The following is a 22,468-nucleotide window of genomic DNA, read 5'->3' as shown; positions in this document are numbered from 1 at the left end:
ATCTGAATATGCAGGGATCGTCGCAGAAAAACAGCAAAGATCGGCCGGAGGTGCTGGCCGATCGCGTCTATCACGCACTGAAAAATGACATTTTTGACTTTCGTCTGATGCCGGGCGACCGCTTCAGCGAAAGCGAAATCGCCGCACGCATGGCGGTCAGCCGTACTCCGGTGCGTCAGGCGCTGTTTCGCCTGGAGCGTGAAGGCTATGTCGAAGTGTGGAACCGCCTCGGCTGGCAGGTTCGCCAGTTTGATTTTGCGTACTTCGAAGAACTGTACGACCTGCGCACGGTGCTGGAGTGCGAGGCGGTGAAAAGGCTGTGCCGCCTGCCCGCAAGGCAGTGCAGCGAGCTGCTCGACCGGCTGACGTGCTTCTGGATCGATGAACCGCGCCTGGCGGACTTTATTGCCGTTTCCCTGCATGACGAGGCGTTTCATATGGCGCTGGTTTCCGCCGCAGGCAACGAGGAAATGGCCCGTATTCACAGTGAGTTAACCGAAAAAATCCGCATCATCCGCCGCCTCGACTTCACCCGTGAGGATCGCGTTGATGCCACCTATAACGAACACGCGCAGATCTTAAACGCGGTACTACACCAGCAAAGCGAGGAGGCCCAAAAAATTCTGACCGACCATATTGCCGTCAGCAAGGCAGAGGTCAGAAAAATCACATTGCATATGCTCCAACAGGCGAGGCTACACACGGTTTCACCCACATAATCTTTTAAAAAATTTCAGGGGATTACTGATGAAAAGACGTTCATTGCTCAAGGCCTTTGCACTTTCTGCCACCGTTATTGGCATGGGATTATCCTGGAACGCTCAGGCGGCCGACACCATTAAAGTCGGCATTATGCACTCGCTCTCCGGCACCATGGCGATTTCCGAAACGCCGCTGAAGGACGTGGCGCTGATGACTATTGATGAGATCAACGCCAAGGGCGGCGTGCTGGGCAAAAAGCTGGAGCCGGTGGTGGTCGATCCCGCCTCTAACTGGCCGCTGTTTGCGGAAAAAGCCCGCCAGCTGCTGACGCAGGATAAGGCCGCCGTGGTGTTTGGCTGCTGGACGTCGGTATCCCGCAAGTCCGTTCTGCCGGTGTTTGAAGAGCTGAACGGCCTGCTGTTCTATCCGGTGCAGTATGAGGGCGAAGAGATGTCGCCGAACGTGTTCTACACCGGCGCCGCGCCAAATCAGCAGGCGATCCCGGCGGTTGAGTATCTGATGAGTGAAGACGGTGGCTCGGCAAAACGCTTCTTCCTGCTGGGTACCGACTACGTTTATCCGCGCACCACCAACAAGATCCTGCGCGCTTTCCTGCACTCTAAAGGCGTGAAGGACAGCGATATCGAAGAGGTCTACACGCCGTTTGGCTACAGCGACTACCAGACTATTGTTTCCAACATTAAAAAGTTCTCTGCCGGGGGCAAAACGGCGGTGGTATCCACCATCAACGGCGACTCTAACGTGCCGTTCTACAAAGAGCTGGCGAACCAGGGCATTAAAGCGACCGACGTGCCGGTCGTGGCCTTCTCGGTAGGGGAAGAAGAGCTGCGCGGGATTGATACCAAGCCGCTGGTCGGCAACCTGGCCGCGTGGAACTACTTCGAATCGGTGGATAACCCGACTAACGCCAAGTTTGTTGCGGCGTATAAAGCCTATGCCAAAGCGCACAAGCTGCCGAACGCCGATACCGTCGTGACCAACGACCCGATGGAAGCCACCTATGTCGGCATCCATATGTGGGCGCAGGCGGTAGAGAAAGCGGGCACCACTGACGTGGATAAAGTGCGTGCCGCGATGGCCGGACAGACCTTTGCCGCGCCGGACGGCTTCACCCTGACCATGGATCAGACCAACCACCACCTGCACAAACCGGTGATGATTGGTGAAATCGAAGATAACGGCCAGTTCAACGTGGTGTGGCAGACCGATAAGCCGGTTCGCGCCCAGCCGTGGAGCCCGTACATCGCCGGTAACGACAAAAAGCCTGACCACCCGGTAAAAACTACCAACTGATAGTCCCGTTCCGAAGGGCCAGGCGCTGCCTGGCCCGCTGAAATTCATCGCACCCGAGAAAAGCGAGAGAGCACACTATGATGCGATTGCTGCTAATACTGCTGTTCAGCCTGCCATGCCTTGCCGTGGCCGGACCGGCAGCGGACTTTTCCGCCGCCAGCCGCAGCGATCAGCTGAAGATCCTCCAGCAGTGGGCCGCCGCGCCGGACCCTGCCCGCCTGCCGCTGTTGCAGGCCCTGCACGGTGAAACCATGGTTCTGGACGAAAACAAACAGCCCTTCAACCAACTTAAAGATCGGCTGACGCCGCTGGAAGGCAGCGCCGCACCGGTAGGCGCCACCAAAAAGCTGTTTATGAACAACCGACTGCGCACGATGATTGCCACCACGCTGGCCGCCCATCAGCTGGTCAGCCCGCAGGCCACCACGCGGCTGAAGGCGGCGCGCGCGCTACAAAATGATGCTCAGCCCGATCAGCTGCCGCTGCTGCGCCAGCGTCTGGCCGCAGAGCAGGATAGCGACGTACACGCGGTATTAGCCCAGGCCGTTGCCGGGCTGCAGCTGGCCGACGGCGATCCGCAGGTACGCCTGCAGGCGGTCAAACTGCTGGGCGAAACCAGCGATCCGCAAACCCAGGCCAGCCTGGAACGCCTGCTGTCGCCACAAAATGAAGCGGATGCCGGCGTACGCGCCGCCGCCGCCGACAGCCTGAAGCAGATCCGCCATCGTCTGATGCTGGGCGAGGTGCTCGGCCAGGCCTTTACCGGCCTGTCGCTGGGCTCCGTGCTGCTGCTGGCGGCGCTCGGCCTGGCGATTACCTACGGCCTGCTGGGGGTGATAAATATGGCCCACGGCGAGATGCTGATGCTCGGTGCCTACGCCACCTGGATGGTGCAGAACCTGTTTCAACGCTTTGCCCCGGAGTGGCTGGCATTCTATCCGCTGCTGGCGCTGCCGGTGGCCTTCTTTATCACCGCCGCCATCGGCATGGTGCTGGAACGCACCATTATCCGTCATCTTTACGGCCGCCCGCTGGAAACGCTGCTGGCGACCTGGGGCATCAGTCTGATGCTGATCCAGCTGGTGCGCGTGGTATTCGGCACCCAGAACCTCGAAGTGGCTAACCCGGCCTGGCTCTCCGGCGGCATGCAGGTGCTGCCGAACCTCGTCCTGCCGTACAACCGCCTGGCGGTGATGGTGTTTGTGGTCGGCGTGCTGGTGCTGACCTGGCTGCTGCTGAATAAAACCCGCCTGGGGATGAACGTGCGGGCGGTGACGCAGAATCGCGCGATGGCCGACTGCTGCGGCGTGCCTACCGGGCGCGTCGATATGCTGGCCTTCGGCCTCGGTTCCGGCATTGCCGGACTGGGCGGCGTGGCGCTCTCACAGCTGGGCAACGTCGGGCCGGAACTGGGCCAGGGTTATATCATCGATTCCTTCCTGGTGGTGGTGACCGGCGGCGTTGGCCAGCTGGCGGGCACGGTGGTGGCCGCACTCGGCCTCGGTATTCTCAATAAGGTGCTGGAACCGCAGATTGGGGCCGTGCTCGGCAAAATCCTGATCCTCGTGCTGATCGTGCTGTTTATCCAGAAGCGGCCGCAGGGGCTGTTCGCCTTTAAAGGAAGGGTGATTGACTGATGACGCAACCCATGACGCTAACCGTGGCGCAAAAAGCGCCGCGTCTGACCCTCGGGCTGGGAGCGGTGCTGCTGCTGGCCCTGCTGGTGCTGCCGTTCCTCGCGCTGCTGCCGCAGGATAACCCGCTGGCGCTGTCGACCTATACGCTGACGCTGGTCGGCAAAATTCTCTGCTACGCCATCGTCGCCGTGGCGCTGGATCTGGTATGGGGCTACGCCGGGCTGCTTTCGCTCGGCCACGGCCTGTTCTTCGCGCTGGGTGGCTATGCGATGGGTATGTACCTGATGCGTCAGGCCGCCGGTGATGGCCTGCCCGCCTTTATGTCGTTCCTGTCGTGGAGCGAGCTGCCGTGGTTCTGGGCCGGAACGCAGCACTTCGCCTGGGCGCTATGCCTGATCGTGCTGGTGCCGGGGGTGCTGGCGCTGGTGTTCGGCTGGTTTGCCTTTCGATCGAAGATCAAAGGGGTCTACTTTTCAATCATGACCCAGGCGCTGACCTATGCCGGGATGCTGCTGTTCTTCCGCAATGAAACCGGCTTTGGCGGCAACAACGGCTTCACCGGTTTTACCACGCTGCTCGGCTTCCCGATTACCACCACCGGCACGCGCATCGGGCTGTTTGTCGCCACCGTGCTGCTGCTGGTTATCAGCCTCGGCATCGGCTTTGCGCTGGCCCGCAGCAAGTTCGGCCGCGTGCTGACCGCGGTGCGCGATGCGGAAAACCGCCTGATGTTCTGCGGCTACGATCCGCGCGGCTTTAAGCTGTTTGTCTGGACGCTGTCGGCGGTGCTGTGCGGGCTGGCCGGTGCGCTGTACGTGCCGCAGGTCGGCATTATTAATCCCGGCGAAATGTCGCCGACCAACTCGATCGAGGCCGCTATCTGGGTCGCACTGGGCGGGCGCGGCACGCTGATTGGCCCGATGCTGGGTGCAGCGATCGTTAACGGCGCGAAAAGTTGGTTCACCGTCGCCTTCCCTGAATTCTGGCTGTTTTTCCTCGGCCTGATGTTTATTCTCGTTACGCTATTCCTGCCGCGTGGCGTGATCGGCCTGCTGCGCAGGAGGAAACATGACTGAACAACTGTTTACCCAGCCCCATCCGTCCGACCGCCACCGCAGACAAACCGACCCGGTCCTGCAGTTGGAGAAGATCAATGTCTCCTTTGACGGCTTCCGGGCGCTGACCGATCTGTCATTGCAGATTGGCGTGGGCGAACTGCGCTGCATTATCGGCCCCAACGGCGCGGGCAAGACCACGCTGATGGACGTAATCACCGGGAAAACCCGCCCGGATACTGGCCGGGTAGTCTACGACCAGGATACCGACCTCACCACCCTGTCGCCGCCGGAAATCGCCCGCGTCGGCATTGGCCGCAAGTTCCAGAAGCCGACGGTGTTTGAAGCGCTGACGGTGTTTGAAAATCTCGAAATCGCGCTGAAAACCGATAAATCCGTCTGGGCCTGCCTGCGGGCAAAGCTCAACGGCGAGCAGCAGGACAGGATTGATGAGGTCCTCCAGCTGCTACGCCTCGGCGGCAGCCGCCAGCGCACCGCCGGACTGCTCTCACACGGGCAGAAGCAGTTCCTGGAGATCGGCATGCTGCTGGTGCAGGACCCACATCTGCTGCTGCTGGACGAACCGGCCGCCGGGATGACCGATGCCGAAACCGAGTACACCGCCGAGCTGTTTCGCGGCCTCGCCGGGAAGCACTCGCTGATGGTGGTGGAGCACGATATGGGCTTTGTGGAAACCATTGCCGACCACGTGACGGTGCTGCATCAGGGCCAGGTGCTTGCGGAAGGATCGCTGCGCCAGGTACAGGCCAACGAGCAGGTTATTGAAGTCTATCTGGGGCGCTGACATGTTAAAAGTATCGGAATTGAATCAGTACTACGGCGGCAGCCATATTCTGCGCGGGCTGTCGTTTGAGGCCCGCCCCGGCGAGGTTACCTGCCTGCTGGGCCGCAACGGGGTGGGGAAAACCACCCTACTGAAATGCCTGATGGGGCTGATCCCTGCGAAATCCGGCACCATCAGCTGGCAGGATAAGACCATCAATAGCCGCAAACCACACCAGCGGGTACAGGCCGGGATCGCCTACGTGCCGCAGGGCCGCGAGATCTTTCCCCGCCTGACCGTGGAAGAGAACCTGCTGATGGGGCTGGCGCGCTTTTCCGGCGCGCAGGCCGCTAAAGTGCCGGAGGAGATCTGGCAGCTCTTCCCGGTGCTGCTGGAAATGCGGCAGCGGCGCGGCGGCGATCTGTCCGGCGGCCAGCAGCAGCAGTTGGCGATCGGGCGTGCGCTGGCCTGTAAACCGCAGCTGCTGATCCTGGATGAACCCACCGAGGGGATCCAGCCTTCGGTGATCAAAGAGATCGGTGCGGTGATCGCCGGGCTGGCAGCGCGCGGCGATATGGCGATCCTGCTGGTTGAGCAGTTCTATGACTTCGCCGCCGAGCTGGCCGACAGCTACCTGGTGATGTCGCGCGGGGAAATTGTGCAGCGCGGTCGCGGCGAGGATATGGAAGCGGACGGCGTACGCGGGCTGGTGGCGATCTGACACCCGCCCTGGCCGCGCCTGCGTGCGGCCAGGATCGGTTTTCCGGCAGGTTTGCGCGGAATTTGCGGCGCTATCCTGTTGAAGGTACACTCCAAATGCCTGAAATGGTCCAGGGTAATCGTTTACCTTCACCGTCATTCGCCACATTGGAAGAACCATCATGGAAACCCGGCGCGACGAGCGCATAAACAAGCTGGCCCAGGCGCTGAAGCGCACCGATAAAATCCATCTGAAAGAAGCGGCCCGGCTGCTGGGCGTCTCTGAGATGACTATCCGCCGCGATCTGAATGAAGGTCCCGACGCGGTGGTGCTGCTCGGCGGTTATATCGTTGCCGATCCCATTCGCAATCAGAGCCACTACTTTGTTTCCGATCAGATGAGCCAGCACGTGGAACAAAAGCGGTTACTTGGCGTGCGGGCGGCGGCGTTGATTAACCCCAATGAGACGATCTATCTGGATTGCGGTACCACGATCCCCTGGATCATTGACGCCATCGATAACGATCTGCCGTTTACCGCCGTCTGCTGTGCGGTGAATACGTTTCTTGCCCTGAAGGAAAAACCGGCCTGCCGGGTGATCCTCTGCGGCGGTGAATTCCACCCGGACAACGCCATGTTTACACCGCTGGGCCAGCTGTCGGTGATGGACAATCTCTGCCCGGATAAAGCGTTTATTTCCGCAGCGGGCGTGGATATCAAACAGGGCGCCAGCTGCTACAACCTCAACGAGCTGCCGGTGAAACTGCTGGCGCTTCAGCGCGCGCGCCAGCGGCTGCTGGTGGCCGACAGCAGCAAATTCGGCAAGGTGCTGCCGGCGCGCATCGCCGATCTCAGCGCCTTCGACGGGCTGATCAGCGACGCCGCTCCGCCACAGGATCTGGGGATCCCGGTGATCTGCCCATAAAGCTGACGTCCCTACCGGCAACCGACAGCCCGTCAGGCTTTAAGATCGATCGTTAAGGATCGCCTCGCCGTCGCGCAGACGGCGCAGATTTTCACACACCCCGGCCACAATCCCACTGATGGAAATATCGGTCACGCCGCCGATATGCGGCGTGGCGATCACGTTGTGGCGGAACAGTCCATCCTGCGGGTCCGGCGGCTCCTGCCAGAACACGTCCAGCCCGGCTCCGGCCAGTTGTCCGCTCTCCAGCGCCGCCAGCAGTGCGCCCTTCTCGATCAAACCACCCCGACCCACGTTAATTAGGAAGCTGCCGGGCTTCATCTTCGCCAGCGCGGGTTCGTCAATAATATGGTGCGTTTCCGGGTTATCCGGCAGGCTCAGCACCACAAAATCGGACTCGGCCAGCAGCTCAGGCAGCTGTTCCATGGTGCCCAGCCAGTCCAGCCGATGGCGGCGGGCAAACTCCGCGTCCACGCTGCGCTTAACACCGGTTACCCGCATATCAAACGCCGCCAGCCGCTGCGCCAGCGCCTTGCCGATGCCCCCGAGGCCCACCAGCCCCACGGTTTTCCCCTTCAGGCCAAGGCCAATCGGCTGGCCGAGCCGACGATCCGCCAGCATCTGCGGGACTTCGCTGGCTTTACGGGCCAGGCCCAGCATCATCCAGATGGCCAGTTCGGCGACCGAGTCCGCATTGCCGGAGATATCGGTCGGCACGTTGGCGACCGCGATGCCACGAGCGCGAGCGGCGGCGATATCCACCCGCTCCAGCCCGGCACCCGACTGCTGGATCAGCTTCAGCCGATCGGCGGTGTGCAGCAGCGACTCGCTGACCTGGGTCATGGTCGGGATCAGCGCGTCAAACCCGGCCAGACTCTTCCCGGCCTGCTCTGCGGAAGCGACAAACTCAACGTCGGGCAGCGTCTCACGAAGCTGCTGGATCATGCCGCCCCAGGCATTTTCTTGCGCCGCGATCAGGACTCTCATCGATATCTCCATAATTTATAAGACAAAAAAATTAGCATAGCGTTACATGGTGAGAAATCAAACAGATATCCAATTGTTGGGGTGATATCGGGATAATCCGCTGCCTGGTGGCTGTGATTAAGCGGGGAAAACAGCTAAACTCCGTGGTTTGAAAGGGCAACAGTGCGCCCTGCTAATAACTCAGACCATAAGAGGCTCAATCTACGTGGCTCAATTCGTCTATAGCATGCATCGCGTCGGCAAAGTCGTGCCGCCGAAGCGTCATATTCTAAAGAACATCTCACTCAGCTTCTTCCCGGGTGCCAAAATCGGCGTGCTCGGCCTGAACGGCTCGGGTAAATCCACCCTGCTGCGCATCATGGCCGGCATCGATAAAGATATCGAAGGCGAAGCGCGTCCGCAGCCTGGCATCAAAATTGGCTATCTGCCGCAGGAACCGCAGCTGAATCTGGAACACACCGTGCGCGAATCGGTGGAAGAAGCGGTTGCCGAAGTGGTTGGTGCGCTGAAAGGTCTGGACGAGGTGTACGCGAAGTACGCAGAGCCGGATGCAGACTTCGACAAACTGGCTGCACAGCAGGGCAAGTTCGAAGAGATTATCCAGGCGCACGACGGCCACAACCTCAACACCCAGCTGGAACGTGCCGCCGACGCGCTGCGCCTGCCGGACTGGGATGCGAAAATTGCTAATCTGTCCGGTGGTGAACGCCGCCGCGTGGCGCTGTGCCGCCTGCTGCTGGAAAAACCGGACATGCTGCTGCTGGACGAACCGACCAACCACCTGGACGCCGAGTCCGTTGCCTGGCTGGAACGTTTCCTGCACGACTTCGAAGGGACCGTTGTGGCGATTACCCACGACCGTTACTTCCTGGATAACGTAGCGGGCTGGATCCTGGAGCTGGACCGTGGCGAAGGTATTCCATGGGAAGGCAACTACTCCTCATGGCTGGAGCAGAAAGATGCGCGTCTGGCGCAGGAAGCCTCCAGCGAAGCCGCACGCCGTAAATCGATTGAGAAAGAGCTGGAGTGGGTGCGTAAAGGCGCCAAAGGCCAGCAGTCGAAAGGTAAGGCGCGTCTGGCTCGCTTCGAAGAGCTGAACAACACCGAATACCAGAAGCGTAACGAAACCAACGAGCTGTTTATTCCACCTGGTGCCCGTCTGGGTGACAAAGTGCTGGAAGTCAGCAACCTGCGTAAATCCTACGGCGACCGTCTGCTGATTGACGATCTGAGCTTCTCCGTACCGAAGGGTGCAATTGTCGGCATCATCGGTCCGAACGGCGCGGGTAAATCCACGCTGTTCCGCATGATGTCCGGTCAGGAACAGCCTGATTCCGGCGACATCGTGCTGGGTGACACCGTCAAGCTGGCTTCTGTCGATCAGTTCCGTGACAGCATGGACAACTCGAAAACCGTGTGGGAAGAAGTGTCCGGCGGTCAGGATATTATGCGCATCGGTAACACCGAGATGCCAAGCCGTGCCTACGTGGGCCGCTTTAACTTTAAAGGCGTCGATCAGGGTAAACGCGTGGGCGAACTGTCCGGCGGTGAGCGCGGTCGTCTGCACCTGGCGAAGCTGCTGCAGGTCGGCGGCAACATGCTGCTGCTCGATGAACCGACCAACGACCTGGATATCGAAACCCTGCGCGCGCTTGAAAACGCCCTGCTGGAGTTCCCGGGCTGTGCAATGGTTATCTCGCACGACCGCTGGTTCCTGGACCGTATTGCTACTCACATTCTGGACTACCAGGATGAAGGTAAGATCGAGTTCTTTGAAGGTAACTTCACCGAATACGAAGAGTACAAGAAACGCACGCTGGGCGCAGAAGCGCTGGAGCCAAAGCGTATCAAGTACAAGCGTATGATTAAGTGATGAAGTAACCCCCTTTGCCAGATGGTATCAAGGGGGTTATCTCGTATGTCAATCATCATGAGCAGCGTCTAAAATCGTATCCCCGCCGTTATCCAACCGGTTGCTTTATTCTGAACGGTGACCAGTTCGTCACGTCCCTGTCGCCACGCATAGCTGGCATTAATAAATGCCCGCGTTTTAAAGTTATAATTAATTCCAACTCCGTATCCTTTCAGGGCAACCGTCTGATTAACAGCAGAAAATTTTTGTAGTTTCCCACGGCCGTAGTCATAGAACAGCTGGAAACTAGTATTGTCCATGCCGGGAACGTCCAGATTAAGCGAAGGTGAAATAACGAATCCACTGTCAATACTGGCGGCTGAGTTACTGTAAGCCCGCACTGCATATGCCCCGCCCAGCGACATTTTTTCCGCACCGTCAAGATTCTTGCTGGCCTGCTGTCCACTGAAGTTAAGCCCTAAAGTGATCCCCGGATACAATCCCTGAAGATAATTAAAACTTTCGGTTAAAACTGCATAACGGCCGCGTGTATCGCTGCCGTTCCATTCATCACTATTGCTGAGCACACCCAGAGCAGGAGATAGCCCATACTGAAGAATAAAGGGCTTACCCAGTAAACTACCCTGGCTGTCACCATTTACAGGCAGGCTGAATACCGGCGCATGCCGTCGGTTACTCATATCCCAAAAATTATCGTTCATACGCTTGAAATCAATATTCATGCCTAACGACAAATTATTTCGTCTGCCGCGTAACAGGGGATAACTGCCATAAAGGGAAGCAATGTCGGCATATCCATCCCCCAGTCCTCGCAGAGACGGTCCCCCCAACTTATAACTAACGCGCGAAAATGATAAACCCAGCCGCCCTCCTCTCACGCCAACAGGTGCATCCCAGGCAAGCCGCCCGATCAGCGTGTTGCCGTGGTTACTGTCATTTGTGGTTTGCAGAAAATCGGGGGCGGCATAGCCCAGTGCCTCAAGACGATCGCCAAGGCCCAGAGGACTGTTAATGTTAGCCTGGACGCCAAACCGCGTGCGACCGCTGGATAATGATCCCATATTATCAACCACCACCATGCCTTCCACACGCCGGGCAGGCGTGACATCCAACCATAATGCACTGCCCCCTGGTTCCTGACCTGCCTGTAAATAGGGGGTCAGCTCACCCACACCAGGCAAATTTGTTACATTTCCCAGGGAATTTTCAACTCGGGCAATCTGTTCTTTAAACTCATACATCTGCTTTACATAACGATTCAGCACACTGTCTTTCACCAACGAGCTATTTTTATGTATACGAATGGATTCAATTCGTCCCTGCATTACGTCTATAGTGACTACTCCACCCGTTATTTTTTGGTCAGGTATATAGGCATAGCTCAACCGCTCCCCGTGAGCCTGTAGCAGGGACGTAATATTAATCGCCACATTACGTAATGCATTCAACGTCATTTTCCTGTTACGGTAATCCGCTACCAGCTTCTCAACTTCATTCCTCGCGACCTCCGGCACATGGATAACACGAATAAGCTTTACTTCAATTTGGGCTCCGGCATTTTCATCCTCTGGCCTGGGTGTATTTTCCGGTAGAGATAAAGTTTCTGATTTTTCACTATTTCGTGGTGAAGGATTGTTGAGCATAGGGTTGTTTTTTAATATCTGTCCGCTAACCGACCCCATTTCAGCAGGCGTAGCAGCATGTAGCGGCACCGTCCCCATCATAAGACCTGTAAGTCCCGAAATCAGGGACAGAGGAAATGCTTTAAAAGGTGAAATTAAATTCATTAATCGGCTTAAAATCCATTTCAAAAAAAGCCACCTCAATATTTCTATTGAGGTGACATATTTATCATTATTTAATCTGAAGATGAAGCAGTTGCGCCAAAATCAGACCCATAAGGGAAAGTTTGGAGAAAAATGCACAATACAATCACAGACTGGCAGTGATTTTTATTGACTAGATGTTACCATCCACCCCTCTTAGGGGGGGCAAAGATATTATCACTACCATCTCCCCATGGGTCATTGTATCCACCAGAATGACCAGATCCACTATTACCCCATCCCCAGTCATTGTACCCGTCATGTTGTCCTGAACCACCCGGCTTTCCTGATTTAGGCTGGACTACGCCATTAACGATAACATCGCCTTTTGCATTTTTAAATTTGACATCAACATTTTTACCATTCAGGGTGAGATTGCCATTTCTGTATCCACCCGTTTGAACTGAATTAAGCGTAAGATTATTTTTTGCCGTTAAGTTTGCATCCCCTTCTACACTAATTGAATCTCCGCCATAGGCTGGATGAGAATCCTGGCTTTCGATAATATTATTGGCCTGGACGGTAAGGCTTCCATCGACAGACAACCCGTTAGAGACGATAAAATCTCCACCCGCCTGAATATCTGCAACGCCGCCAACGCTGGTTTTATCTGCCTTAACGTTTTTATCACCTTTAATAACAAGGTCATTACTAAAACGCGCGCCGGATTTTAACTCAATATCTGATTCATTGGATAAACGCAATGATCCAGCATTCCCGCTGATGCTCTTAATATTGTTGTGACCGGCCATCAGGTCATAATCAGCATAGGAAGTGTAACCGCTACCGCCAAGTTTCAAATTATCGGTATTAATAGAAGATGTTTTCCCTTGAGTGAGATTACCCGTCAAATTAATAGTAACATTCCTTGAAGAGACATCACCATCCAGCGTGATATTTTTACCGTAGAGTGATATATCCTCTGCTGAAGCCTTAGCTCCGGTTTTCTGGATAAAATTCTTCTCGGTAGCCAGAGTCAGAGAACGGCCAGCGGTAATATCGTCACCCATGGAAATGTCTTTCCATGAATGTAGATTTACGTCCTCTTTCATATTTATTTTTGCACCAGAAGATTGATTCACTCCTCCTCTGGAATCAACATACATGTTATTACCGCTCATATCACCATTAATATTCACGTCACCATCTGTGGTCGATAAATATAAATCACCATAATTATGAGATTTGTTATTAGCATTGATATCGCCACCGTAATTTGTAACGATTAATTTACTTTTGCTATTTACCACCGCATCGACAAACCCTTCACTGATTGAACCATGACCGGCTTTAATATTGTTCTTGTTTGTCGATTTATCTGCCAGTTCGTAGTTATTACCCCTTGTGACATTGTTAACACGAACTTCTTTACTAAACGTTGAATTTCGACCATTTTCGGTGGTTAACACATTATCAGACTGAATAATAACGTCACCATCAAATGTGCTTTTATCAACATTCACATAGCCGTCTTTTTTTCTACTAATAATTTTTATACCTGCATTTTTTGCGGTCAGATCGGCACCAATATTGGTATTTTGACCCTCAACGTAGATCTCACCCATCACCCCTGATTTTATCTTTCCACCAACATCAATCGTGCTGTTAGTGTTACCATAACTAATAAGAAGAACAGAACCATCATTCTGGTAGTTAACATTGCTGGCTTCTAATACGCCCGTGTTATTGATCACTCCACGAGTCAATTGGTCTGTAGCCCATGCTGTCAGCATGATGTTACCGCCTTTAGCGACAACAATTCCGCCATTTTTCACTAAGGCATTTAAGCTACCTGCATTCACTCTCACGTTCATTCGGCCGAGTGAAGGGAATGAAAGTGTGATATCTTTGCCTGCTGCTAAGTTGACATCACCCTGCTTAGTATTAATCTTGCCGTTATTTTCAACCTGACCCGCGCCAATCAGGGCAACGGAGTTAGCTGCATTAATATCACCCTGGTTAATCACCTTACCATCTTCATTACCGGTAAAGTGTAAGTTACCGTTATTGAATTCATCATTTTTTATATCAAGTGACGATGCAACAAGGCTTCCAACATTGATCGTAGCCCCCTTACTGATTAATACACCGTTCTGGTTAACGATAAACACCTTACCATTAGCGTTAAGCGCGCCCTGAATAACAGTTGGATCGATGCCATTTATCTTATTAAGAACAGATGAGTTTTGATTCTTTTGGTTAAAGGTCAACCTTTCGTTTTTACCTACATCCATATTATTCCAGTTAACAATCATTTTATCTGTATCTTGCTTTACAGTAGTTTGATTGTTGTTTTTGGAAATATTACCACTGCCACTGACAATTGTTCCATTCCCTACAGCACCAGCACTTCCTATAAATGACAAAGCTATCGCCAAAGAAACAGGCTTAATAACTAAATTTCCTTTCATATATAACTCCATTGTTTACTAACTAAGATCCACAATTATCTTAAATTAATGAGATCTAATGTCAATAAAATGAAAAATAGGAAAAAATCCATTATTCAATATCACAAAACTTAATTGATTAATAAAAAAATTAGCGACATATAAAATTTAGATTAGTGACATATCCAACAAGAAACAGCAGATAACATCGCATGATTTATAAAAAATTGAGATCGGGGCGTTTCATTTACGGCCTGAAGCTCATCTCTGCGTCGGCAGGCGGTCCTCACGCCATGCTTTGCGTGGTGCTCGCTGGCAGTCATAAACAGTTAATGGACTTTCATAGCATAGACAGATGGGGCGTTCAGATGAAGATAATATGCATGGGAGAAATTTATTCAGAATCCATGGTGACAGCAGAGAGCATCCCGGGGAAGCATCGGAGGGGTGTATCATCCTTGGTCCCGATGCAAGAAGAGAAATAATTAACTCGATAGATAAGACGCTTATCGTGGAGTAACTATGAAAAAAATCATGTTATTGACAACCCTGTTCTTTCCGCTATTTTCGCTAACTGCACCCCAGGATAGTTTGGAAAATAATCTAAATTACTGTGCCAGCGTGGGATCCTGGGCTGCTCAAAAAGTCATATCCCAGGAATTAAGTAAAAATAAAAATCTGGATAGTAAGAAAGCTACCGCATTGTGATCCACAGAACACGATTAAAAAATGAAAATAATCCGGTGACACTGGGTGACTGGGGGCAATTGTATACACAAACGATTACCATCACGATCCCCTATATTCATAAAAAGAAAAAACCGCTGACGCTTATTGCATCATCCATCATATCCGCAGCGGAATGTTCACTGACCGATCCCGCATATATCGATAGCACGCCGGAACATTATCGTTTCGATTAACGTCCTGATTATCAGCCTGAGGATTAGCGATAAAAATCCCCAAACACCGGCGAGCTCATCGCAAACTCAATAAAGCTTGCCAGCGCCGGCGTATTCAGCTTCCGCCCCGGATAGACCAGCCACAGTTCGTTGCCCTCTACCTCCCACTCCGACAGTACCTGCACCAGTGTGCCTGCGGCGATCGCCTCCTCGGTCAGAAAGCGCGGCAGCAACGTGATCCCGGCATGATTTAATGCACACTCGCGAGCATAAACCAGATTATCGGTCATATGGGTGGGCGGCAGCAGCCAGCGATAATAATCATCACCCCGCTTCAGCCCCCACTCGCTCCAGGCGTGATGGGCAATGCAGCGATGCTCTGAAAGCTGAGTGGGATCGCGCAGCGGCGCATAATGCGACAGATACTCGGGCGAAGCCACAAGCAGCCGCTCGCAGTAGCCAATCCGGCGGCCAATCAGCGATGAATCCTGCGGCTGCCCGGTGCGTAGCGCAATATCAAATCCCTCATGCACCAGGTCGCGGATCTGATCGGAGACCAGCACCTCCAGCGTGACATCGGGATACGCCTGCTGAAACGCCGCGTTAAAACGCGCCAGCAGTGTCGCACCGATTCCGGCAGGGGACGTGATCCGCAGCCGACCGCTGGGATTTTCCCGCAGGCGTTCAATCGCCTGCCCGGCACGTTCGCTGGCCTGCATCATCTCCTGGCAGTGCACCAGATAGCGCTCGCCGGCGAAGGTCAGATTCAGCTGACGGGTGGTGCGGTTAAGCAGGCGCAGGCCCAGCGCCTGCTCTAGCTGGCTGATGCGCTGGCTGACGCTGGATTTCGGCAGCCCGGCGCGTTTCGCCGCGGCGGTAAAGCTGCCGCATTCGGCCACCAGCGCAAAGAGCGCCATATCCTGAAGCTGTCTGAACATGATTGTTCACCTGAGAAGAACACTGAGTGCGTTATTGTCCATCTTATCATCCTACCGCTGAGCTTCTACACTGGTGTTAGCTCACTAAGGAGAACCGTATGACCATTAAAGCCATTGCCGTTAACCCGGAAAAACCGCAGCAGTTCATTGAAATCCAGCAGCCGCAGCCAACCCCCGGCGAGTACGATCTGCTGGTGGAAATTAAGGCCGTCTCGGTTAACCCGGTCGATACCAAAGTGCATAAGGGCGCTCAGAAGAACGGCTTACAGCAGCCGCGTATTCTCGGTTGGGACGCCAGCGGCGTTGTGCTGGCCGTTGGCAGCAAGGCCAGCGGTTTTAGCATCGGTGATGAAGTGTATTACGCCGGCGATATCACCCGCCCCGGCAGTAACGCCACCCAGCAGCTGATTGACGCGCGTATTACCGGCCACAAGCCGCGTCATCTCGACTGGGCGCAGTCGGCGGCGATCCCGCTCACCGCGCTGACCGCGTGGGAAGGCCTGTTCGATCGTCTGCAGATCGACAAAGCAGCTGAAGGTAAAACACTGCTGATCGTCGGCGGTGCGGGCGGCGTGGGGTCGCTGGCGATCCCGTTTGCCAAACTGCACAGCAAGGTGAAGGTGATCGCCACCGCCTCACGCCCGGATTCCGCACAGTGGTGCCAGGATCGCGGTGCCGATCTGGTGATTGATTACAAAGATATGGCGGCGGAACTGGCGAAGCACGGCCTCAAATACGTGGATTACATCTTCTGCCTGAACGACACCGACGGTCACTGGGCGGCAATGAGCCAGATTATCGCGCCGCAGGGGCAGATTTGTACCATCGTGGAGAACGAGAAACCGCTGAGTATGGACCAGCTGAAGCTGAAAAGTGCGGCGCTGCATTTCGAATTTATGTATACCCGCAGCATGTTCACCACCGACGATATCGCTCGTCAGGGTGAGATTCTGGATGCGACCGCGAAGCTGCTGGATGAGGGGAAAGTGGTTACCTCGCTCAGCAGAACGCTGCACGGGCTGAGCGTGGAAACGCTGACCGAAGCGCACCATCTGGTGCTGGAAGGCCATATGCGCGGCAAAGTGGTGATTGAGTACTGAGTCTGATAACAGCCGCTAGCGAGTAAATCACGTCGATAGCGGCCTGCCGGGCGGGCTGTTTACTGCGCGCCCAGCATCTCCTTCACCAGATCCACACAGCGCAGGAAGCGTTCGTCATAATTATCCTGCTCGACGTGAACAAAGCTGATGCCGTTCTCATTCAGCATTGATACCAGCAGTTCCTGGAACTCTTTGCGATCGACCGAACTGCCCAGGCTGCGCAGGCCGTCGGCCACCCACGGCACGTTGTTCTCCACCAGAATCACCAGATCGAAGCGGTATTCATCGATCAGCGCCTGCACGAAGGGATGTTCACGCCCTTCATACTTCTTGCAGAAGGCCTGAGTGGTGACGAAATCCGTATCGATAAAGGCCACTTTATTGGCGTATTTGACCGCGAAATCAATGTACTGAGCCTGACCCAGGGCGATTTTGTCGTAGTCAGAATACTGTAGCGCCATCTCATCGCCGCCCAGGTGTGAGAAGACGTAATCGCGGCCAAACTCCCATGCGCTGGTGGTGTTGAAGATGTTCGCCAGCTTGTTAACCAGCGTCGATTTCCCGCTGGATTCGCCGCCCAGGATCGCCACGGTGCGCACAAAGAACGGCTTCACTTCGGTAGGAATATATTCCCAGTAGCGGAACGGATCCTGGCGGATCTGCCCGCCGCTGATGCTCATAAAGGATCGCTGCGGATCGATCACCACCGTATCCACGCCCAGATGCGTTTTAAACTGCGGCGCATCGGCCTCTTCACTGGTATAGATCCGATCGGGCACAATGCCACGATCGTCCATAAAGGCGCGGACGCCTTCGCTCCACACGTCCCAGCCGTGGGGATAAGGCTCCATCCCCTCTTCATTAAACGAGTGGATGCGGATATTTTTCTGGTATTTAAAGGTCTGCAACAGCCAGCGCAAGCGGTCGCTGACGGTAGGCTGCTGCGACATCGCGCTGTCTTCAAACAGCTTTCTGTCGCGCGGTTCGTCATAGCCCATGATGATATGCAGCTCGTCCACCTGGCTGCAGGCGCGCTGGATCAGGTAAATATGGCCGGTATGCAGGGGGTAAAATTTACCGAACACCACGCCGATGGTTTTTTCCCGGCGCGGAAACTCCAGCCCGAGGAAGCGGTGCAGCGCCTCCAGCTTTTGCGCGCTGGGGCTTTTGATTTTGGCATTCAGCAGCTGGCTCAGGTAGCCCTTGGTCATGCCGCTGGCGTCAGCAACCTGCTGCAGCGTGCAGCCCTGCTGGCGAATGGCGGTTTTCAGATAATCAAACGACGACACAACATGCCTCCTGCGCGATCGGCGGGCCACTCGGCCCGCCCTGTCTCATTATAGGTCGTCAAGAATCGCCAGCGCATCCGCCAGCTTCTTCACTCCGTAAACCTTCATATTTTCCGGCATTTTCTTCGGCACGTTGGCCGCGGGCACAATCGCGCGGCGGAAACCGTGTTTAGCGGCTTCGGAAATGCGCTCCTGGCCGCTCGGTACCGGACGGATCTCCCCGGCCAGGCCGACTTCACCGAACACCACCAGATCCTGCGGCAGCGGACGATCGCGCAGGCTGGAGACCATCGACAGCATCAGCGCGAGATCGGCGCTGGTTTCCGTGACCTTCACCCCGCCGACCACGTTCACAAATACGTCCTGATCCGCCATCTGCAGGCCGCCGTGGCGATGCAGCACCGCCAGCAGGATCGCCAGGCGGTTCTGCTCCAGGCCCACCGCCACGCGGCGCGGATTGCCCATCATCGAATGATCGACCAGCGCCTGAATCTCCACCAGCAGCGGACGCGTTCCTTCCCACAGCACCATCACCGAGCTGCCGGAAGTCACTTCATCGCCGCGACTGAGGAAAATCGCCGACGGGTTGCTGACTTCGCGCAGGCCCTGCTCGGTCATCGCGAAGACGCCCAGCTCGTTCACCGCACCGAAGCGGTTTTTATGGCTGCGCAGCGTGCGGAAGCGGGAATCGGCGTCGCCATCCAGCAGCACCGAACAGTCGATACAGTGCTCCAGCACCTTCGGACCGGCCAGCGATCCGTCTTTGGTGACGTGGCCGACCATGACAATGGCCACGCCTGTGGTTTTGGCGAAGCGCGTCAGATAAGCGGCAGTTTCCCGCACCTGCGCCACGCTGCCCGGCGAAGACTGGATATCCGCCATATGCATCACCTGAATGGAGTCGATCACCATCAACTTCGGCTGTTCCTGCTCGGCGATCAGGCAGATCTGTTCGATGCTGGTTTCCGACAGCATATACAGATTTTCGGTCGGCAGACCCAGACGATGCGCGCGCATCGCCACCTGCTGGAGTGACTCCTCTCCGGTGACGTACAGGGTCTTCATCCCTTCCGACAGCTTGCACAGGGTTTGCAGCAGCAGCGTACTCTTGCCCGCACCCGGATTGCCGCCGATCAGAATGGCGCTGCCCGGCACCACGCCGCCGCCCAGCACGCGGTCAAATTCTTTAAAGCCGGTGGAGAAGCGCGGCAATGCCTCAAGGCTGATTTCCGACAGCTTCTGCACGCGGCTGGTACCGGCACTGCCGGCGTAACCAGACAGACGCTCATTGCGCGCAGCGGCCGGAGATGCGGCCAGCCGCACCTCGGTGATCGTGTTCCAGGCGTGGCAGGCACTACATTGCCCCTGCCAGCGCGGATAGTCTGCGCCACATTCATTACAGACAAAGGCGCGTTTTACCGCTTTAGCCAAAACTTCCCCTTAACGCTCTTCGTGAACCAGGCTGCCGCTGAGAATACAGAACACGCCCATCAGATCCGCATGACGGATGCTGACCGCGGCCTGTTCATTAACTTTCGGCTTGGCGTGATAGGCAATGCCCAACGCGGAGGCTTTGATCATCGGCAGATCGTTCGCGCCGTCGCCCACCGCGACCGTTTGCTCCGGTGCAATGTTAAACCGCTCGGCCAGGCGCTTCAGCGTGTCGGCTTTATACTGCGCATCAACGATATCGCCCAGTACTTCACCGGTCAGCTTGCCGTCGCGGATCTCCAGCACGTTGGCGGCCACAGCCGACAGGTGCAGGGTGTCCCGCAGGTGCTCGGCATAATAGGTAAAGCCGCCGGAGGCAATTGCTACCTCCCAGCCCAGGGCCTGCAGCTTCTGCACCAGCGAGGTCAGGCCCGGCATCAGCGGCAGCACGTCACGCACCTGCTTGAGAATATTGGCATCGGCATCTTTCAGCGTCGCCACGCGCTGGCGCAGACTGGCGGCAAAGTCCAGCTCGCCACGCATCGCGCGTTCGGTGACTTCGGCCACCAGCTCGCCGCTGCCGGCCAGCTTGGCTATCTCATCAATGCACTCGATTTCAATCGCCGTCGAATCCATATCCATCACCAGCAGACCCGGCGTTTTCAGATGGGGAATGCGACCCAGCGGCGCGACGTCCAGACCCAGTTCATGGGCCAGTTTGGTGGCGCGCGGCGTCAGGGAGCCGGCCAGGCGCAGCACCTGATAATCTTCCACGCCCCAGGCACTGACGATCACCATCGCCGCGCCCAGCCGGTGCTGAAAATCGGTCAGGCGGGCTTTGTCGAGCTGACGCCCATACAGCAGCCAGCCGGTTTGGCCCGCGCGGTAGTCCAGCGGCATGACTTCATCACCGCTGAGAGAAAGAGGTAACCCCGGCCAGAGAGAGACATCGGAAGGCAGGTCGCACCAGGTCAGACTATTTGGCATTACAGCTCCTGTAGGGACTTAATAACTACGACAGAACGACGATAAAGCTGGCAAGAGGCTACCCTGTTAGCCCGCCTTCTGGCAACATAAAGCAGGTCTGTCTGTCTATTTTTTGAAGGGTCACGATGGCAAAAGCCAAACTTAAATTTCGCCTGCACCGAACGGTGATTGTACTGATCTGCCTGGCGCTACTGGTGGTGCTGATGCAGGGTGCATCCTGGTTCAGTCTTGGCCGCCAGATGGCCCGCTCAGGACAGGTAGAAGAACTGGCCCAGACGCTGACCCGTCAGGTCGCGTGGACCCTGACGCCGCTGATGGAAAACGCCGACGATAATCACCAGAAAATCGTTGATACCCTCGACCAGCTCACCCATGAAAGCCGCATTCTGGATGCCGCAGTCTACGATGATGACGGTAGCCTGATCGCCCGCAGCGGCGAAAGCATCAACGTGCGCGACCGGCTGGCGCTGGACGGCCAGCGCGCCGGCAGCTACTTCAATCATCAGATTGTTCAGCCGCTGACCAGCAAAGAGGGTCCGCGCGGTTTTCTTCGCGTTACCCTGGATACCCACGTGCTGGTCACCGAAGCCAAGCAGGTGGATAACACCACCAATATTCTGCGGCTGATGATGCTGCTGGCGCTGGCTATTGGCATCATTCTCAGCCGTACTCTGCTACGCGATCGCCGGACCCGCTGGCAGCAGTCGCCGTTCCTGCTTACCGCCAATAATCCCCTGAGCGAAGACAATGACAGTGAAACTGAAACTGAAACTGAAACTGAGCGCGATTCTACGACTGCCGACGCAGTAAAAGACGTGCCAGATGGCCCGGTAAGCAAGACGAGTAAGTAAAATACGAAAGGGACAGCAGTAGAACGAGGCTGGCAGACGCCAGCCCCGAAGGGGACTTACTCTTTATCACCCAGCAGAACCGACTCCAGCGCGATAACAACCATATCGCTGAAGGTGGTCTGGCGCTCAGCGGCAGTAGTCTGCTCGTGAGTGCGGATGTGGTCAGACACGGTGCAAATCGCCAGCGCCTTCGCGCCAAACTCTGCGGCCACGCCGTAGATACCGGCCGCTTCCATTTCCACGCCCAGAATGCCGTATTTTTCCATCACGTCGAACATCTGCGGGTCCGGGGTGTAGAACAGGTCGGCGGAGAAGATGTTACCGACGCGAGCATCTACGCCCAGCGCCTTCGCCGCATCCACCGCGTTACGCACCATATCGAAGTCAGCAATCGCTGAGAAATCGTGGTCCTTGAAGCGCATACGGTTCACTTTGGAATCGGTGGAAGCACCCATACCAATCACGACATCACGCAGCTTAACGTCTGCACGTACCGCACCGCATGAACCCACGCGAATGATTTTCTTCACGCCGAATTCGGTGATCAGCTCTTTCGCGTAGATTGAGCAGGACGGGATACCCATACCGTGGCCCATCACGGAGATTTTGCGGCCCTTATAGGTCCCGGTATAGCCCAGCATGCCGCGCACGTTGTTCACTTCTACCGCATCCTGCAGGAAGGTTTCCGCGATATGTTTCGCGCGCAGCGGGTCGCCCGGCATCAGAACCACGTCAGCGAAATCACCCATCTCAGCGTTAATATGAGGCGTAGCCATG

The 22,468-nt window shown here is 55.8% G+C and carries 19 protein-coding genes; 11 read left to right on the top strand and 8 right to left on the bottom strand.

Features of this window, described 5'->3' with window-relative positions:
• The first annotated feature begins 8 nt into the window (after nt 1-8).
• The 7 genes from EC836_RS20200 to deoR all read left to right on the top strand — a co-directional run bounded on the left by EC836_RS20200 (nt 9) and on the right by deoR (nt 7,117).
• Entirely contained in the window at nt 9-719 is a 711-nt protein-coding gene (locus tag EC836_RS20200; protein ID WP_123336412.1) for a GntR family transcriptional regulator, read from the top strand.
• Between the two features lie 28 nt (nt 720-747).
• Nucleotides 748-2,016, top strand: coding sequence for an urea ABC transporter substrate-binding protein (gene urtA / locus EC836_RS20195; RefSeq protein ID WP_123336410.1), 1,269 nt, complete (start codon nt 748-750; stop codon nt 2,014-2,016).
• Nucleotides 2,017-2,093: 77 nt separating this feature from the next.
• Nucleotides 2,094-3,653, top strand: a complete 1,560-nt coding sequence (urtB, locus tag EC836_RS20190; RefSeq protein ID WP_123336408.1) for an urea ABC transporter permease subunit UrtB — start codon at nt 2,094-2,096, stop codon at nt 3,651-3,653.
• Nucleotides 3,653-4,729, top strand: coding sequence for an urea ABC transporter permease subunit UrtC (gene urtC / locus EC836_RS20185; protein WP_123336405.1), 1,077 nt, complete (start codon nt 3,653-3,655; stop codon nt 4,727-4,729). Before urtB ends, urtC begins: the two co-directional genes overlap by 1 nt.
• On the top strand, nt 4,722-5,513 hold the full coding sequence (gene urtD / locus EC836_RS20180) for an urea ABC transporter ATP-binding protein UrtD (protein WP_123336403.1): 792 nt from the start codon (nt 4,722-4,724) through the stop codon (nt 5,511-5,513). The genes urtC and urtD overlap by 8 nt, the downstream gene beginning before the upstream one ends.
• Before the next feature lies 1 nt (nt 5,514).
• Nucleotides 5,515-6,213, top strand: a complete 699-nt coding sequence (gene urtE, locus EC836_RS20175; protein ID WP_123336401.1) for an urea ABC transporter ATP-binding subunit UrtE — start codon at nt 5,515-5,517, stop codon at nt 6,211-6,213.
• Nucleotides 6,214-6,373: 160 nt separating this feature from the next.
• Complete coding sequence (gene deoR / locus EC836_RS20170) at nt 6,374-7,117, top strand: DNA-binding transcriptional repressor DeoR (RefSeq protein ID WP_123336399.1); 744 nt, start codon at nt 6,374-6,376, stop codon at nt 7,115-7,117.
• 39 nt (nt 7,118-7,156) lie between these two features.
• Here the strand turns inward: deoR and EC836_RS20165 are convergent, their stop codons facing one another.
• On the bottom strand, nt 7,157-8,104 hold the full coding sequence (locus EC836_RS20165; RefSeq protein WP_123336396.1) for a 2-hydroxyacid dehydrogenase: 948 nt from the start codon (nt 8,102-8,104) through the stop codon (nt 7,157-7,159).
• 205 nt (nt 8,105-8,309) lie between these two features.
• Here EC836_RS20165 and ettA point away from each other — a divergent pair, with 205 nt between their 5' ends.
• Nucleotides 8,310-9,977, top strand: coding sequence for an energy-dependent translational throttle protein EttA (gene ettA, locus EC836_RS20160; protein WP_123336395.1), 1,668 nt, complete (start codon nt 8,310-8,312; stop codon nt 9,975-9,977).
• Between the two features lie 68 nt (nt 9,978-10,045).
• On the opposite strand, the gene EC836_RS20155 is transcribed toward ettA, so the two are convergent.
• Together EC836_RS20155 and EC836_RS20150 are read right to left on the bottom strand one after the other, a co-directional pair.
• Nucleotides 10,046-11,788: a ShlB/FhaC/HecB family hemolysin secretion/activation protein gene (locus tag EC836_RS20155; protein WP_148050393.1), complete on the bottom strand. Its 1,743-nt coding sequence runs from the start codon at nt 11,786-11,788 to the stop codon at nt 10,046-10,048.
• 155 nt (nt 11,789-11,943) lie between these two features.
• Complete coding sequence (locus tag EC836_RS20150; protein WP_158612805.1) at nt 11,944-14,214, bottom strand: filamentous hemagglutinin N-terminal domain-containing protein; 2,271 nt, start codon at nt 14,212-14,214, stop codon at nt 11,944-11,946.
• Between the two features lie 501 nt (nt 14,215-14,715).
• Here EC836_RS20150 and EC836_RS20140 point away from each other — a divergent pair.
• Nucleotides 14,716-14,901: a hypothetical protein gene (locus tag EC836_RS20140; RefSeq protein WP_123336388.1), complete on the top strand. Its 186-nt coding sequence runs from the start codon at nt 14,716-14,718 to the stop codon at nt 14,899-14,901.
• A 238-nt stretch (nt 14,902-15,139) separates the two neighbouring features.
• Here the strand turns inward: EC836_RS20140 and EC836_RS20135 are convergent, their stop codons facing one another.
• Nucleotides 15,140-16,036: a LysR family transcriptional regulator gene (locus tag EC836_RS20135; RefSeq protein WP_123336386.1), complete on the bottom strand. Its 897-nt coding sequence runs from the start codon at nt 16,034-16,036 to the stop codon at nt 15,140-15,142.
• Nucleotides 16,037-16,131: 95 nt separating this feature from the next.
• On the opposite strand from EC836_RS20135, the gene EC836_RS20130 reads away from it, so the two are divergent.
• Nucleotides 16,132-17,133 carry a zinc-binding alcohol dehydrogenase family protein gene (locus EC836_RS20130; RefSeq protein ID WP_123336384.1) on the top strand — a complete coding sequence of 334 codons (1,002 nt, stop codon included), beginning with the start codon at nt 16,132-16,134 and terminating at the stop codon, nt 17,131-17,133.
• 59 nt (nt 17,134-17,192) lie between these two features.
• Here the strand turns inward: EC836_RS20130 and nadR are convergent, their stop codons facing one another.
• Genes nadR through serB form a run of 3 tightly spaced genes read right to left on the bottom strand, consistent with a single transcriptional unit; the run spans nt 17,193 to nt 20,840 of the window.
• Nucleotides 17,193-18,452 carry a multifunctional transcriptional regulator/nicotinamide-nucleotide adenylyltransferase/ribosylnicotinamide kinase NadR gene (nadR, locus tag EC836_RS20125; RefSeq protein WP_123336382.1) on the bottom strand — a complete coding sequence of 420 codons (1,260 nt, stop codon included), beginning with the start codon at nt 18,450-18,452 and terminating at the stop codon, nt 17,193-17,195.
• An 18-nt stretch (nt 18,453-18,470) separates the two neighbouring features.
• Nucleotides 18,471-19,853, bottom strand: a complete 1,383-nt coding sequence (radA, locus tag EC836_RS20120; RefSeq protein WP_123336380.1) for a DNA repair protein RadA — start codon at nt 19,851-19,853, stop codon at nt 18,471-18,473.
• 9 nt (nt 19,854-19,862) lie between these two features.
• Nucleotides 19,863-20,840, bottom strand: coding sequence for a phosphoserine phosphatase (gene serB, locus EC836_RS20115; RefSeq protein ID WP_123336378.1), 978 nt, complete (start codon nt 20,838-20,840; stop codon nt 19,863-19,865).
• Nucleotides 20,841-20,965: 125 nt separating this feature from the next.
• Between serB and EC836_RS20110 the strand changes: the two genes are divergently transcribed.
• Nucleotides 20,966-21,691: a YtjB family periplasmic protein gene (locus tag EC836_RS20110; protein WP_123336375.1), complete on the top strand. Its 726-nt coding sequence runs from the start codon at nt 20,966-20,968 to the stop codon at nt 21,689-21,691.
• A gap of 56 nt (nt 21,692-21,747) precedes the next feature.
• On the opposite strand, the gene deoD is transcribed toward EC836_RS20110, so the two are convergent.
• The gene (gene deoD, locus EC836_RS20105; protein ID WP_105594813.1) at nt 21,748-22,467 is read right to left on the bottom strand and encodes a purine-nucleoside phosphorylase; all 720 of its coding nucleotides are present in this window, start codon (nt 22,465-22,467) and stop codon (nt 21,748-21,750) included.
• Between the last annotated feature and the right edge of the window lies 1 nt (nt 22,468).

The organism is Erwinia sp. JUb26, assembly GCF_003751505.1.
In the GTDB taxonomy this organism is placed as follows: Bacteria; Pseudomonadota; Gammaproteobacteria; order Enterobacterales; family Enterobacteriaceae; genus Erwinia.
The sequence above is the reverse complement of the archived record's forward strand: the minus strand, read 5'-3'. Positions and strand labels throughout refer to the sequence as shown.